At 57.9% G+C, this 15,092-nt stretch carries 10 protein-coding genes and 5 tRNA genes; 10 read left to right on the top strand and 5 right to left on the bottom strand.

What is annotated here, in order from left to right:
• Window positions 1-59: 59 nt before the first annotated feature.
• The 3 genes from ACZ5D1_RS06630 to dksA form a co-directional block, all read right to left on the bottom strand.
• Window positions 60-1,355: an EAL and HDOD domain-containing protein gene (locus ACZ5D1_RS06630; RefSeq protein ID WP_464556315.1), complete on the bottom strand. Its 1,296-nt coding sequence runs from the start codon at window positions 1,353-1,355 to the stop codon at window positions 60-62.
• 151 nt (window positions 1,356-1,506) lie between these two features.
• Window positions 1,507-3,054, bottom strand: a complete 1,548-nt coding sequence (locus tag ACZ5D1_RS06625; RefSeq protein ID WP_464556313.1) for an NFACT RNA binding domain-containing protein — start codon at window positions 3,052-3,054, stop codon at window positions 1,507-1,509.
• A 27-nt stretch (window positions 3,055-3,081) separates the two neighbouring features.
• Complete coding sequence (dksA, locus tag ACZ5D1_RS06620; protein WP_027181214.1) at window positions 3,082-3,444, bottom strand: RNA polymerase-binding protein DksA; 363 nt, start codon at window positions 3,442-3,444, stop codon at window positions 3,082-3,084.
• Between the two features lie 398 nt (window positions 3,445-3,842).
• Here dksA and ACZ5D1_RS06615 point away from each other — a divergent pair.
• From ACZ5D1_RS06615 to ACZ5D1_RS06575, 9 genes are all read left to right on the top strand, one after another.
• Window positions 3,843-3,917 (top strand) — tRNA-Gly (locus tag ACZ5D1_RS06615).
• Window positions 3,918-3,939: 22 nt separating this feature from the next.
• Window positions 3,940-4,014: transfer RNA gene (locus ACZ5D1_RS06610), tRNA-Cys, on the top strand.
• Between the two features lie 7 nt (window positions 4,015-4,021).
• Window positions 4,022-4,096, top strand: a tRNA-Gly gene (locus ACZ5D1_RS06605).
• A gap of 71 nt (window positions 4,097-4,167) precedes the next feature.
• Window positions 4,168-4,243, top strand: a tRNA-Gly gene (locus tag ACZ5D1_RS06600).
• Window positions 4,244-4,286: 43 nt separating this feature from the next.
• Window positions 4,287-4,361 (top strand) — tRNA-Gly (locus ACZ5D1_RS06595).
• Window positions 4,362-4,884: 523 nt separating this feature from the next.
• Window positions 4,885-6,633, top strand: a complete 1,749-nt coding sequence (locus ACZ5D1_RS06590) for a YcaO-like family protein (RefSeq protein ID WP_464556310.1) — start codon at window positions 4,885-4,887, stop codon at window positions 6,631-6,633.
• Window positions 6,634-6,875: 242 nt separating this feature from the next.
• Window positions 6,876-7,016, top strand: a complete 141-nt coding sequence (locus ACZ5D1_RS06585; RefSeq protein ID WP_011368222.1) for a hypothetical protein — start codon at window positions 6,876-6,878, stop codon at window positions 7,014-7,016.
• A gap of 275 nt (window positions 7,017-7,291) precedes the next feature.
• Window positions 7,292-7,858, top strand: coding sequence for a TetR/AcrR family transcriptional regulator (locus tag ACZ5D1_RS06580; RefSeq protein WP_464556308.1), 567 nt, complete (start codon window positions 7,292-7,294; stop codon window positions 7,856-7,858).
• Complete coding sequence (locus ACZ5D1_RS06575) at window positions 7,855-8,199, top strand: SMR family transporter (protein ID WP_011368224.1); 345 nt, start codon at window positions 7,855-7,857, stop codon at window positions 8,197-8,199. The genes ACZ5D1_RS06580 and ACZ5D1_RS06575 overlap by 4 nt, the downstream gene beginning before the upstream one ends.
• On the opposite strand, the gene ACZ5D1_RS06570 is transcribed toward ACZ5D1_RS06575, so the two are convergent.
• On the bottom strand, window positions 8,152-11,004 hold the full coding sequence (locus ACZ5D1_RS06570; RefSeq protein WP_464556306.1) for a tetratricopeptide repeat protein: 2,853 nt from the start codon (window positions 11,002-11,004) through the stop codon (window positions 8,152-8,154). The genes ACZ5D1_RS06575 and ACZ5D1_RS06570 overlap by 48 nt on opposite strands.
• A gap of 37 nt (window positions 11,005-11,041) precedes the next feature.
• Between ACZ5D1_RS06570 and ACZ5D1_RS06565 the strand changes: the two genes are divergently transcribed.
• Window positions 11,042-11,404 (top strand): molybdenum cofactor biosynthesis protein MoaE, encoded by a 363-nt coding sequence (locus ACZ5D1_RS06565; RefSeq protein ID WP_011368226.1) that lies wholly within the window; start codon window positions 11,042-11,044, stop codon window positions 11,402-11,404.
• 96 nt (window positions 11,405-11,500) lie between these two features.
• Here ACZ5D1_RS06565 and treS read toward each other — a convergent pair whose 3' ends face one another.
• A complete protein-coding gene (gene treS, locus ACZ5D1_RS06560) occupies window positions 11,501-14,833 on the bottom strand; it encodes a maltose alpha-D-glucosyltransferase (RefSeq protein WP_464556304.1) in 3,333 nt (1,110 codons plus the stop codon).
• Window positions 14,834-15,092 lie beyond the last annotated feature (259 nt).

Raw genomic sequence — 15,092 nt, 5'->3', positions numbered from 1 at the left:
TATGCCAAAAGCCCGCCGCACACATGTGCGACGGGCTTTTTTCACATCTGCTGTCAGCGTCAGGCAAACATGACTGCAGCCCAGCTTATGGCCTCGCTGTAACAGCGGCTCACCTCTTCGCCACTTACCCCAAGCCTGCGCGCCAGCTCCGCAGCCTGCTGCCAGTCACCTTTCTCGTATGCCGCGGCAAACCGCAGCCACGGCAGCAGCGGGCCCGGCCGCCCCAAAAGGGCGTCTGTCAGCTGCTCATCCAGAGGCATGCCCGCAATGACGGACTCCATGGAGACAGCCAGCAATCCGTCAAGCATGGAGAGCAATCCGAGCATAAACATTTCCGATGCGGGGCGTCCGCAGCCTGTACCGCAGACCAGCTCAAGAAATTTTCCGCGCTGCGCGGCCTGAACAGCCACATGACGCGACAGCGGCGAAGACTCCATATCTGACAGTATGGCAACGCAGAGCCACCGGCGCAGCTTTTCCTGCCCGAGCAGCCCCGCAGCCTGCGAAACGGAAACCACCGGCGAAGGCAGAGCGAAAAATGCAGAATTGAGATAGCGCAGAAGCCGTGTGCTGAGAGCGGCGTCAATCCTGATGATGTCTCCCAGTTCGGCCATATCGTATTCGCCGGAAGCCATACGGGCCAGAAGCCGGGTCTTGACCGTTTCCGAGGATGTCAGCTTTTTTCCCGCCACCAGCTGCGGTCTGCTGAAAAAAAAACCCTGAAACAGGTCAAAGCCCAACTCCGCACACAGATCAAACATCTGCCGGTCTTCCACTTTTTCTGCCAGCAGAGTGCATCCGTACGGTCTGATTCGGGCGACATCGCGGGCAATGGCTTCACGCTCACGCCCCAGCACGTCAACCTTGACGATATCGGCAAGAGGCATAAGCGTTTCTGCAGCCTCCTGCCCTATATAGTCATCCAGCGCCACCATGTACCCGGCCTGCCGCAACCGCAGCAGTGCGGCCAGCACCTCCTGCGTCGGCTGCACGTCTTCCAGCACTTCAACCACGCATATATCGGGAGGCAGCATGGCAGGCACACCGTCCACCAGCATTTCGCCACTGTAGTTGATCAGCAGACGTTCTCCGGCGGCAAGTGCCGGTGCCACCATCTCTACGCCGTCGAACACCACGGACGATGTGGCCACATACGCATCCTCCGCCGGTCTGCAGACATTTTCGGGACACACCCGCGAAAGCAGTTCATACCCCCATATGCCGCCCTGAGCCGTAAAAACAGGCTGCCGCGCCACCCATACGGGTACCCCCGAAACCGTGGTGATGACGCCGTCATCCTGCACCACAGCCCCCTGCGACTTTGAAAGCAGGCTGCGCAAATGCTTCAGCAACATGACCCTCTCCGGAAAAACAGAATATCAGCGGAACACCGGCATGCCTGAACAGCCGTGTCTCCGGCGGCACAGTGGCCAGATGAGGTATTACTATAACAGGCAGGCAGAAAAAAGACAGTATAATGAGGACCGGATACGCAGCGGCTCTTCGTCAGATACGCAGCGACTCTTCAAGAGACGAATCAGGAGCAACCACAAGGCTGCGCAGCACAGCATCAACCCTTACGGCACCGGCCGCAGCCCCTTTGACCTTACGCACGTCGCGCAGCAGGGCGCACATTATCCTCACGGCCGCGTCGTCGCGCTGCCAGCTGCGCGCAGCAGCCAGCGAAGCGGCCTCGATCATGGTCTGCTCCGGCACATGCTGGCCGGGATGATCCAGCCGCACCACCACATGCGCTCCGGGTCCGTCCTGCGCATGAAACCACAGATCAAACGCAGACCCGCCTTTGACCACGGCATCATTTCCCGCAGCATTGCGGCCCCGCAGCATCAGAAAACCGTCGCTGCTGCGAAAACGCAGCACCGGACCGGCGCTCTTTGCGGCGGCAGGACGCCCGGTGCGAACCTTGCCGCCATGGCGCTGCACGGGGGCCTCACGGATGCCTTCGGGGCGCTCCCCCTGACGCACCCGTACAAGATCATTCTCAAGCACGGCTCTGCGCTGCGCCAGATTTTCAAGCCCGCGTTTACCCTTGGCCGCACGGCGGAACATGGCCTCCATGTTTTCGCGCACGGTAAGCAGCGGAGCCAGCGCAATTTTTACCGGTGCGCCGTCTCGCCCTTCCACACGCACATCAGCCCGCCGCTCGTCAGAAGCAAACCGGTACAGACACCGCTGCAACAACACGGCATCCTGCTGTTGCGCCACATACCCCCTCATCCGCTCTTCTTCCTGCTGCAGACGGGCAAGGGCACGCTGCACACGCTTTACCGCAGCGCCGGTTTCCTTGTCGGCATGGGCACGGCTGCGGCGGGCCATGTCGGTGTACAGCACAGCTTCCCCCGCAAGGCGCGCGCCCTCCATGGCCGATGCCGCCACAGCCTCTGTCCAGCCGCTGCATTCCTGCGGGGCAAGAGGCCACGCGCTGACCGCCACGGCAGTGTGCCGCGCATCGTAGTAGACAAAAGTATCCCCGCCTGCGGGATTTTCCAGATCAAGCATCAGCGCGTGGGCGTCGGCAGGGTCCATATGCACAAGAGTACGGCGCAGAGCCGGAGTAAGCAGCGGCACCCCCGCGGGCCTGACTCCCTGCGCCACCTGACGCAGCAGCTCCGGCCAGTGCGGCGGTGCGGGCCAGTGCACATCGTCGCCGAAGCCTGCAGGCAATGACTCGGACAGGCTCAGGCCATAATGCAGGTCGGCAATAAGCCAGCGGCAGCTGCAGCCGGCAAACTCCAGTGCAAAACGCCTGTTGATCCAGTCAGAAACAACATTGGTTATTTTTTTGTTTTTCAGATACTTGCGCAGGCGCATAGTGGCCGCAGGCGGAGAAGGCGGGTTATCCGGCCTGAGCGATGAAGGAAACAATAAAGGACAGGAGCGGCCGGAACGCAGCACAAGATTGAGCTTTGTTCCGGCCGCAAACAAGACAAGGGTATCGGTGGCATCAGCGGGGTGAAAAATTTTCTCCACCCTTGCGCCAGCCAGCAGCGGTGTCAGTTCCAGCACCAGACGGCGCAGAAAATGGGCATCCATAATGCGCCCTTCTGCAGAAAGCCGGACCTAGTCGCCCCGCAGGCTTTCGTCCTCTTCCTGCTTGCTTTTGCAGTTAATGCACAGCTTGGTCACGGGGCGGGCTTTCAGGCGGGGAACACCAATCTGTTCACCGCAGTCTTCGCACACGCCGAACGAGCCGTCTTCAATACGATCCAGCGCCTGCCGGATTTTTTTGATCAGACGGCGTTCACGGTCACGGATGCGCAGCGTAAATGCGCGGTCGGATTCCATGGTTGCCCTGTCAGCAGGGTCCGCGCACACCTCGTTATTATCAGTCAGATCTTCCAGTGTCGCGTCACCTTTCTCCTGCGCTTCTTCCAGCATGGAGTTCAAAAGATCACGGAAGTATTCAATATCTTTCTGATTCATGTAGCCCTCCTCGGCACGACGGGGAAGATAAACCACAGGCGTACAGTCCCGAATAACCTGCCTGTGATCATTACAAGCTCACTGCCATAAATCATGGGGGTCGGAAAAGTAAAGAGCCATTCACAATATTTCTCGGCCCCGCATGTGCTGCCATGCAGGCGTAATCAGCTTGCACCCGCCCTTTTAACACGACAGAGGCGCGGACAACAGTAGTGCATGTGCTTTTTTTTCCGCCTGCTACCACTGGCAGCCCGCTATAAACATAAAGAATTTACCGTAATCTCTAGAAAAAATCTAAAAAAACACTCTTTACACTTTTTTTCTACTTTTCCGCTTGACCACCCTGCGGGCTTTTGCTTATAAGGCTCTCCTCGTTGGGGCGAACAGCTCCACTAAGAGCGGGAATAACTCAGTGGTAGAGTGCAACCTTGCCAAGGTTGAAGTCGCGGGTTCAAATCCCGTTTCCCGCTCCAAACTGTTCTTTGATTTTTCTGAGGCGGCATAGCCAAGCGGTAAGGCAGAGGTCTGCAAAACCTCCATTCTCCAGTTCAAATCTGGATGCCGCCTCCAAACTCTCGCGGGAATAACTCAGTGGTAGAGTGCAACCTTGCCAAGGTTGAAGTCGCGGGTTCAAATCCCGTTTCCCGCTCCAAGAGTATACCCGCCTGCGGTGTGAAAACACCGCAGGTTTATTTCCTGCTTCCGCAGCGCGGAAGAGGCCGTGCGGGAATAACTCAGTTGGTAGAGTGTCAGCTTCCCAAGCTGAAGGTCGCGGGTTCGAGTCCCGTTTCCCGCTCCATGATCAAATGAGACCGCAGGGTCACAGCATATATATTTCCTTTGCGGGAATAACTCAGTGGTAGAGTGCAACCTTGCCAAGGTTGAAGTCGCGGGTTCAAATCCCGTTTCCCGCTCCATTTTCAAGGCCGGTATCCGTACCGGTCTTTTTTTATGCCCGCGTGCCAGTGGCCGGTACCGGCTGCCCGCACCTGACAAGTCAGAACGGATTCGCCTTTGCAGACGGACATCGCGCATGTTGCGGCCTTTCACTGCACGTAATACGGCACCATCCCGACATCTGTCCTTACCTCCGGTAAAAAGCCATCTTCACAGCTTTTACAAGACCGCCGCCCTTTCGCCCTGCGCAGTCCCGCATGTCTTTGCGCGGCATCCGCCGCTGCAGCTTCCGGCATACTCCGCGCAGCGGGCACGCTGCGAATATAAGGCGGCATCGGGTACACCGCCGCAGATACAGCCTTGCCTTTATATTTACGACATGTTCATAATACCTGCCGATACTCCCGTGACGCGGCAGAAAAAACCTATGCCTTCCGTCTACGGGCATGAAAATGCATCACGCCGTAAACCAGCGGCAGTTCAGCTGCCGGACCCGGACAGTCCGCCTGCCGCAGCTGCCTGCTACATTCAGGGTGCACCGCCATGATACAACTCTCCTCATGCCCCAAGGGCTGCTCTCAGGATCTGGATAAAGCCGTTCCCGCGGCAGAAACCGTCAGAATGGCCCGCGGCAGACTGCAAAGCCTGAAGCTTGATCTTCTGGCTGAAACGAGACGTGTAGACACCGGCAGGCTGGGTATTCCTGTTTTTTTAAGCGTGTGCGGGCATGATGCACGCACTGTAATGCCCACGCGTAAACAGATGGGTAAAGGAGCCTCGGCGTCACAGGCCGAAGCCTCGGCTCTGATGGAACTGGTGGAACGCTACAGTTATTTCCGTTTTATGCAGCAGACAGAGACGGTGTTTTCCGGCACCTGGTCAGAGGCAGAGGAGCATTTCCAGGGGCAGATTATGCCTGTGGAGCAACTGCTCCTTTCGGTTGGCGACACCTCGGACGCAGCAGCCGTACGCCCGCTGCTCGACCTTGTCCGCTGGCAGTTCTGTCCGGCTACGCAAATCAGCTCAGGGCAGCGTATCGCCCTGCCGCTGGACTGGTTCCGCACTCTGAATGAGTTCAACGGCTCTTCTGCGGGCAATACCTACGAAGAAGCGGTTCTTCAGGGGCTTTGCGAACTTGTCGAGCGGCATGTGTGCTGCATTGCCGCACGCGACAGGCAACCACAGCCCACAATCATGCCGCAGAGCACGGATGATGCCGTTTTGCTCGGCCTGCTGGACAAATTCACAGCCAACGGCATCGAGGTGCTGCTCAAAGACTTCAGCATGGGACTGCCGGTGCCCACCGTGGCCGCTCTGGCGTACGATCCCTCAACGCTCGGCACACGCTCGGAAATAGTGTTCACGGCCGGTACCGCAGCCACTCCGGCCAAGGCCGCCATCCGCGCACTGACAGAGGTGGCCCAGCTGGCAGGCGATTTTGAAACCGGTTCATGCTATGAAGCCTCCGGCCTGCCCAAGTACACCAGTGAGGCAGAAACCGGCTGGCTGAAAACAGGTCCGCAGGTGGCCTTTTCCGACCTTCCCCACATCGGCGACAACGACATATTTGCCGAGCTGACACACCTGACCGCAAAGCTCGGCATGGACGGCTTCCATGCATATTGCATAGACACAACCGCTCCGGAGCTGGACATTCCGGCAGTATACACCATTGTTCCGGGCTTCCGGTTCCGCGAGCGTGACAAAAACGCCTCTCCGGGCCTGTTCATAGGCCGTATTCTGAGCGAGCAGTACCCGCCGGAAGCCGCCGCAGACGGGCTGGAGCAGATACGCAAAGTATACGGAGACCTGCCCTGCCTGCCTTTTTATCAGGGAATCATCGCTCTGCGGCAGCAGCAGTACCGCCAAGCCGCTTCCTGCTTTGCGCAGGCTCAGCCCGTGCAGCCGGAAAAGGATTCGCAGGCCATGGCGGCCTTTTATCACGGCTACAGTCTTACGCTGGCCGATGCATGGGCAGAGGCTTTGCCCCTGCTCGACCGCGCCGTGTCACTATGCCCGCAGATGAAAGAATACATCAACCTGCGCGGAGTGGCCCGCTACCGGTTGCAGCAATACGAAGCTGCAGCGCACGATTTCCGGCACCTGCTGCAGACTCTGGACAGGGAGTCCGCCGTGGATCATGTGAATCTGGGGCTGTGCCATGAAAAGACCGGTAATACAGCCGCCGCTCTGCAGTGCTACCGCGATGCGCTTGCCATAGACCCTGCCCTGCAACGGGCCCGCCAACGCCTGCAGGCTCTGGAAAGTGCCGTATTGTCCGCGTCTGCCTGAGCGCCGCAGCTCCTGCCTGAGCGCCGCAGCCCCTGCCTGAACGCCGCAGCTCCTGCCGCTCAGTTTTGCACAGCTCTGCAGCATATTTTGCTTTACCGCGGCAATAGCCTGTGGAATAAAAAATAACACATACGCATACACACATTTCCGTGCATGGAGTATGTTGGGCGCACCGGACCGTTGCGGTCCGGGAATCCCCCCTGCGGGTCTGCAAAGAACCTTAACTATTATCGGAGAACACCATGGAAAACAGAACTCTTACTTCCGGTCCCGGCAAAGATTCCTGCAAAATGGCCACCCTGCCCCCCGCAACTCTGGCCTCCGGCCCCGGTAAAGACAGCTGCAAGATGGCCTCGCTTCCTTCGCACTCTGCCTGCGAATAATCCCCCCGCACCAATTATCAGGCGGCCTTCGGGCCGCCCTTTTTTATGCCCCTCAAAATCAACCACTGTCCGCAAAAGACCGCACTTTTCCCCCCTGTTGCGCACGGCATCTGCAACGGGTCTTTCCGTCTCCGGCACCCGTGCCTGCCTCCGGTATTGTACCGCGTCTCCCGCGGTTGTTGTGTACTGCACTTGCGCAACATGACAGCCTTACGGCGGCATGATTTGCGCGCTGCCGTTATTGACAAAAAACATACCAGATGGTATGTTTTGCCATGGCAATAGCTCACCGCAAAAAAAAAGAGCCAGAAAAAGTCCGGCGCGCACTGCTGGACTGCGCTGCCGCCATTGTTGTTTCCAAGGGATTTTCAGGACTTACAGTACAAGCTGTGGCAGATGGAGCCGGAGTGACCAAGGGCGGCTTTTTTCATCACTTTCCCAGCAAGCAGGCCCTGATGGATGAAGTATGCGCGGAACTCCTGCGCTCCATTGATGCCCTTGTGGACGAATATATGGCGCAGGAACCGCAAGGGTACGGTGCATTCACCCGCGCGTATGTACAGGCCATACTCACGCCGGCAGAAAAAAGCAGCCCGTGGGTTTCACTTTCCGTGGCGCTGGTGGCCGACCCGCAGCTGCGGTCGCTGTGGACAGGCTGGCTGCAACAGCGGCTGAACAGACACCGCCAGACAGACAACCATGCCGCGCTGGCCTTTGCCCGCTACGCGGCAGACGGCATCTGGCTGGAAGACCTGATGCTGGGCAAAAAGCGTTCAGCCGGTGAAACAGCCAGACTGCAGAAACAGCTGCTGGCGCTCATAGACAGGAAACAGGAAGCATGAATCCTACAGTAACATCATACGCGGCACTGGCTCTGGCCATCGTGGTTGAGGTCATCGCCACGTCTGTGCTGCCGCACACAAGAGAATTCACCCGCCCGTGGCCCACGCTACTGGTGGCAGTGCTGTACGCCACGGCGTTCTATCTGCTGACCATTGTCACCCGTGCCGTGCCCATAGGCATTGCCTATGCTCTCTGGAGCGGCTTCGGCATCGTACTCATTGCCGCGGTCAACTGGCTCATATTCCGGCAGCGTCTCGACACGCCTGCCATCATAGGACTGGGACTGCTCATATCAGGCATCGTGGTCATCAACGTTTTTTCTAAAACCGTCTCTCACTGACAACGCGCGCCAGACAGCCGGCCGGTGCTCCCAAAGGCACTCCGCACTGCTACACTCCATCCATCCGGCACAAGGCGTCCCCCCGGCACCGGCATCTGCTGCAGCGCACGCCAAAAACCCCCTCCGCAGACATCTGCGGAGGGGGTTCACTTGTTTTTGCGGCGCCGTGTCAGCGTTTCTTTTTTTCGCACCGCTGCTGCTTTTCTTGCCTTGTTCAAGTAACTTGTTACGTTTTTTATCAAAAACAAGAGTTGTACGCAGCGCGGCAAAGCCCAGAGCGGCAGTGCTCAGTATAAGAATAAGCCCTTTCTGTATCTGCCATTTTTCCTTAACAAGCAGACCGGTAGCCCATTCCGCCCCGGCCCTTTCGCCGTAGTAGACAGAAAGAGGCAGCCCCACCAGAACCAGCAGCAGCCCCACCAGCTCCAGCCAGAAAAATGTTTTGCCAAGGATGAGCATGAACAGAGTGGAATCGCGGACAATACGCAGAAAGCGCAGTTTGCCTTCCAGCCCCTTAAGCCGCTCTTCTTCCGTTTCTCCGACTTTCTGCGCCTTTTTAAACGTCTCGGCCACGCCGAACTGTGTCTGCAACGCCCAGTTAAGATTAGCGGCACAAAGGTTGTAATCTTTGTTAAAATCTACCAGAACACGCGGAAACGGAAACCATGCGGCCTCGTCGCGGATATAGGCCAGCCGGTCCATGTTCCGGCGGAAACGGGCTTTCAGTTCCTTCGTTTCCAGATTCACTCTGGCGTGCAGATCACGTTCCAGACGTTCGCGACCGCGTGACAGCGTGATGAAGGACACATAGTTATTCACCTCGCCCAATGCTCCCAGCTTTTCAGCACGTTCCAGAGCCGCCTTGGCAAAATCGTGTTCTTCGGGAAACCATTCATAAATTTCAGTGCGCAGGCGCTGCAAGGCGGCGGACTCGTCGCCTGCCCTGCTTTCCGCCTCCAGCCACGGTCCGTTGAGAGCCGAAAGCAACTGGATATGTCCACGCTCCAGTTCCGGATCCAGCAGCACGCGATTGAAAAAATGCGGATCGCGCTCGATGAGCGAATTCAGAAACCCCACAGCCTGCTCGGCAAAGCCCATTTTTACCTGACACACCCCCTGCCGGTAGGCGGCGTCGGTCCAGCCCGGCGTCAGCCGCACCAGCTGCCGGTACAGAGTGTTGGCATTCTGGTATCTGCCCTGCGACTCCATCAGGCGCCCCTGCAAAAACTGATGATACGCCTGCAGCAAAGGCGAGGGTGACAGTCCTTCCGCCTCCCTCCACAAACTGAGAGCCCGTGCGTGGTCTCCGCGCTCCAGCGCCACAAAGCCGTTCAGGGTGCGCACCCTGAAATCCCGCGGAGCCTTGACGGCCTGCTGACCAAGCTCTTTGTCCACCGCTATATGGTCGCCGGAAATAAACATCTCAAGCAACGACCACACAGGACTTTCATCCTTGGGAGCCAGTTCATCCAGACCGGCCGGATAATCTTTGCCGCGGGTCAGCCACATGACGCGCATCATGCGCAGCTGCATGGCGCTGTTGATGCTGAATATGGCACGGGTGAGAATGCCGGGAATGCCATCCTGCCGCAGCGCCCCCGAAAGTGCTTCCAGACCGCCTTCGGCAAGCATGGAATCGATGCTTTTGAAACCCTTGTTCATGGTTTCAAAATCCAGAAGCGCCACTTCGCGCCATATCCCCCTGTCCAGCGTTGTCAGCTGGCGCGACGGGCATTCGGTAAGCACGTGGTTTCGCAACCCGCAGTAAAAACAATGCGGGCTGTTACCAGTGACCAGCCGGTTGGAAACCTCCACCGGCAGCAGACCGGCGCCTGCATCGCCGTCTGCCGAAAGACTGACGTTGCACCAGTCGTCCATGCTGCTGTGATCAATGCTGAACCGCACGTCATGCACCACAAAGCCTTCTCCCAGCAGATAGGCGTTGCGGAAGCTCATATGCGGAAAATCAGGAACCAGCTGGTCCCAGTCAAGCCGCATTTTCTTAGGAAGATCTTCGTTTATATTCAGCCCCTTGCGGTCTGCAACAGCAACCACACAAGGCCAGTATGCTTCGGGGTCTTCCTCTTTCAGGCGGGCCACCAGCTGCAGCAGTTCCTTGCACCACGTGCGCAGCTGCCTCAGGTTGTCCACCGGAAACATCACAAAAAAATCGTGGATGATAAACTTGCACTTCAGACGCGAAAGCAGCTGTTCCAGATGGGTGAAATATTCGCGCCAACCGGCCTGAAAAGCTTTTTCCACCGGATTGCCCAACGGCTTCAGCACCACATTCCAGCCCAGTGAAGACTGATAGGGCAGGCGGGGGTCTGCCGTCATGGTAAACCATTCCGCGGCTGCCAGCCCTGTCTGGGTACGCACGCTCTCAAACCGCAGTCCCGGCGTTCCCGTGCCCATATCCTTGGCACGCGAATGCACCCATATTTCAAATTCCTGCGGTGCTATGGCATTCTGCGCACGCAGCGTCTGATCTATTGCAACCGAAAGCTCGCGCTTGTATCCAAAAAGCAGCTTGGCGGGAATAACCTGACAAAATACGGCCAATGTGTTGAACTTGGCCCATATGGCAAGGCGGGCAAGCGCCAGAAAGGCGTCGGCGGAAAAAAAGAACCACAGAGCCTGATCGCGCTCGGAGGCAAGATGCATTCCGCCGTAATCCTGCAGGGTCTGCACCACGGCGGGGTTCAGGTCGCCACGCCACGAAAGCCACAGTCCCAGCCCGTTGGAAACCATGCGGCTTTCCTTAAACTCTGGCAGATGCCCGATAAGTGAAGCTAATTGCGGCATAATACAGTACTATCCGGAAATCGAAGGAGCATGAAAAATGGATATCAACAAAGCCATCGCCGACCTGAAAAAAGAACCCGGTTTTGCCGATAACGTCGGCATGATTATGGTGCACAACGGCATTGTACGCGGCTGGTCGCGCAAAGACCACAGCAATGTGACCGCCATACGTATTACTCCCGACTATGCCCGCATGGAAGAAATCCGCGCGGAAATGGAGCAGCGTCCCGGTATTTTCCGCATACTTGCCCATGCCATCGAAGGCGAACTGAAGCCCGGTGACGACGTGCTGTATCTGGTAGTGGCCGGCGACATACGCGAAAACGTCAAAGCAGTGTTTGCCGAACTGCTGGACCGCATCAAGGCTGAAGCTGTAACCAAACAGGAAATTTTCGGCTGACAGCTATGCAGACGGCTGTCCGCGGCGTCCGGTCACAGACGCCGCGGCAGCCTTTTCCGCACTGATTTATCATGCAAGCATCATACCTTGCGCTTTTCAGCCATCTGCTCCCAGCAGGGTGATAATGGCAGCCAGCGGCAGTCCCACCATGCCTGAAGGCGCTTTCAGTTCTGCATCAAGCTCCATAAACGCTTTTTCCAGCAAAAACGCTTCCAGCAGCACCTGAACGCCTTGTTCATTTTCGGGCACCAGCCTGCTGCCGCCCACGGCTTCAAGATATGTGGTCATGAAAGCCCCTGAGGCTTCTATGCGCCACAAATCGGCCCAGGGTTCAAGAAACGCGCGGTCTTCGGGCCGGAGAACCGATTCATGCATCAGCACCGTGAGCACGGTGTAATGCACCGACCGTACCAGATCTGCCACATCGCGCAGGGGTGAACGCTTCAGCCTCCGTTCGGAAAGAGACTTGTCCGGCCTGCCCTCAAAGTTCACGATCACATACTCTCTGCCGCTGCGCAGCACATTGCCCAGATGCAGGTTGCCATGCACCCTGATTTTCAGACAATCAAGTTTGCGCGTAAGAAAACCGCGCATGCGCCGCAAAGCTTCTTCGCGCAGTTCCAGCACCCGCGCAGCATCGTCTCTGGCCGATTCCGGCAGCAAAACAAGCGAACGTTCCAGACGGGTCAGGACCTGCTTTACCCGGCTTTGCATACCCTGATACACAGACCGTTGATACAGGGTGGAAAACGGCTCCGGAGCAAAAGCAGAGTCTTCAGAGCTGAACGCCAGCGCGCGGTGCAGTTCGCCCACACGCCTGCCCAGCAGCTGCATGCCGGCAAAATCCATATCGCCCATAAGTTCACGGTATTCCTGCGGCAAAGGTCTTCCGGCGGCTTCCACGGGAGAACGGGCATACAGCCGGGGACGGATGTCCATCTCGCCCCGTGCGGCCAGCACCCTGTCAAAGAACCTGCGTACCATATCGCGGCACATTTCCTGTGCATCGCCCTGCGCCTGCACATATTCATGCAGCATGGCCACAGCCATGGACGATGTGCGCGACCGTCTGTACTCCACAACGCCCATATACGCGGGCACATGAGGATACCCCGCCTCTTCGGTAAGAAAGCGCAGCAGTTCCACATCCGGATTCACACCTTCGTCCATGCGGCGGTACACCTTGAAAAGCACACTTTCACCGCAGACAACGCTGGTGGCGTGGATATGGGGCTTCCACAGGGCAGGAGCATCTTCGGCGCAGGCCGCCCGCACTCTGCCGCGGGTACCGCCGGCGGGGGCCACTGCCAGCTCGCCGTGCCTGCCCTTCACTGTCTGCGTGCGCGAGACAAGCTGCAGCAACGCGCCGCAACGGCAGCTGGCATCAAAGGATTCCACAAGTACGGCTTCCGGCGCGTCTTCACCAAAAGTGCACATGAGATGCACAGGCGCTTCACGCACCGTCTGCCGGGCAGGTTCACCAGCCAGCAACGATACAAGCATGCCGAACCATTCCGGCTGGCGCTCCTGATACCGCGCTTCCACAATCAGCAACCAGCTGGGGGCACCCTTGCCGCCCACGGGCACCGCTTCCAGAATGACAGCCTCGCGCAGCTGCACGGCGCTTGTACCCAGCAATCCGCGACGTGTCAGATAGCCGGGCAGAACTCTGCGCTGCAGCGCCTCGCGTACTTCCACATCAAGAAAACGCGCTCCGGACACCGGCATGAGCATAGGCGGCGAAAATAATCCGGTAAGCGCTTCCGCCGCCTCCTCTCTGCGCATGTGGAAAATATAGTAGCCGTAAGGATTGAGCGTAATTGTATACGCCGGTTGCCTGACAGCGGGAAAGCGCGTGTTGCTGAAGACTTCCACCGGCCGGTAGCCTTCCCAGCCGCTTAAATCCAGCGAAGCTGCCTGTGCGTGCCGCGACAGGTTAGTCACCACCAGCACATGTTCTTCACCAGAGCTGCGCATGTAGGCAAGCACACGGGAGTTTTCCGGCCGGAGAAACGAAATGCCGCCCCGGCTGAAAGCCGTATATCTTCTGCGCATGGCGATGATGCGCTTCATCCACCACAGCAGCGAACTTTTGTTGGACTGCTGCGTTTCCACATTCACAGCCTCGTAGTGGTATTCCGGATCGATGACCACCGGCAGAAAAAGACGCTGCGGATTGGAGCGTGAAAAACCGGCGTTTCTGTCCGCACTCCATTGCATGGGGGTACGCACACCGTCGCGGTCGCCCAGATAGTAGTTGTCCCCCATGCCTATCTCGTCACCATAATAAAGCACCGGTGTCCCCGGCATGGTGAAAAGCAGCACGTTAAGCAGCTCCACCCTGCGGCGGTCGTTGCCCAGCAGCGGGGCAAGGCGGCGGCGGATGCCGAGATTTATCCGCGCACGCGGATCACGGGCATACATGCGGTACATGTAGTCGCGCTCTTCGTCCGTCACCATCTCCAGCGTCAGTTCGTCGTGGTTACGCAGAAAAATAGCCCACTGGCAACCGTCCGGCAGTTCCGGAGTCTGCTCCATTATATCAATGACCGGATGACGGTCTTCCATTTCAATGGCCATAAACATGCGCGGCATAAGCGGAAAATGAAATGCCATATGACACGAATCACCGTCGCCGAAATAACGGGCCGCGTCTTCCGGCCACTGGTTCGCCTCGGCCAGCAGCATGCGGCCCTGAAATCTGCTGTCTATGTGGCTGCGCAACGCTTTAAGAAAATCATGGGTCCGCGGCAGATTTTCGCAGTTTGTGCCTTCTTCCTCGTACAGATAGGGCACAGCATCCAGCCGCACTCCGTCCACACCCATGTCCAGCCAGAAGTCGATGACCCGGAACATGGCTTTGTGCACGGCCGGATTTTCATAATTGAGATCAGGCTGGTGATGATAGAAACGATGCCAGTAATATGCCCGTGCCACAGGGTCCCATGACCAGTTTGAAGGCTCGAAGTCTTTGAAGATGATGCGGGCGTCCTTGTACCTGTCCGAGGTATCGCTCCACACGTAAAAATCGCGCTCTTCCGAACCGGCAGGGGCCCGCCGCGCCCGCCGGAACCAGGCATGCTGGTCGGAGGTGTGGTTGAGCACCAGTTCTGTAATGACGCGCAACCCGCGGGAATGAGCCTCGCGCAGCAGCTTGCGGAAGTCAGCCATGCTGCCGTAGTCGGGGTTGATGCTCATGTAGTCGGCAATATCGTAGCCGTCATCACGCAGCGGAGAGGGGTAAAAGGGCAGCAGCCACAGCGCCGTGACCCCGAGATCCTGCAGATAGTCCAGTTTTTCAATCAGCCCCGCCATATCGCCCATGCCGTCGCCGTCGGAATCATGAAACGATTTGATGTGCAATTCGTATATGATGGCATCCCTGTACCACTGCGGATCAAGGCCCGCCGGCTCAATCATAATGCTCATGCAGCCTCCGGTATGCGCCCGGCGTCATACCGCCGGACGATGCAAAGAGTTGTTTCATCATACCTCAACCATGCGGAATCGCAACCGGCGCATACAGCGGCAGTTAACCGGCCTGTCCCGCCTGTGTGTACCGGAGCAAAACCTTGAGCAATATGCGTCCATATATTATATATAGGCATGTCTATTTCTATGCGCGTTCTGCATATTGCCGCACAGCTATGCCTGTGGTGTCTTGCCGCTGCGGCACATGCCGGCCCCC

It is taken from the genome of Oleidesulfovibrio vietnamensis (assembly GCF_055388115.1).
Note: the sequence above shows the minus strand (reverse complement) of the source record. Positions and strands in the feature narration are given on the sequence as shown.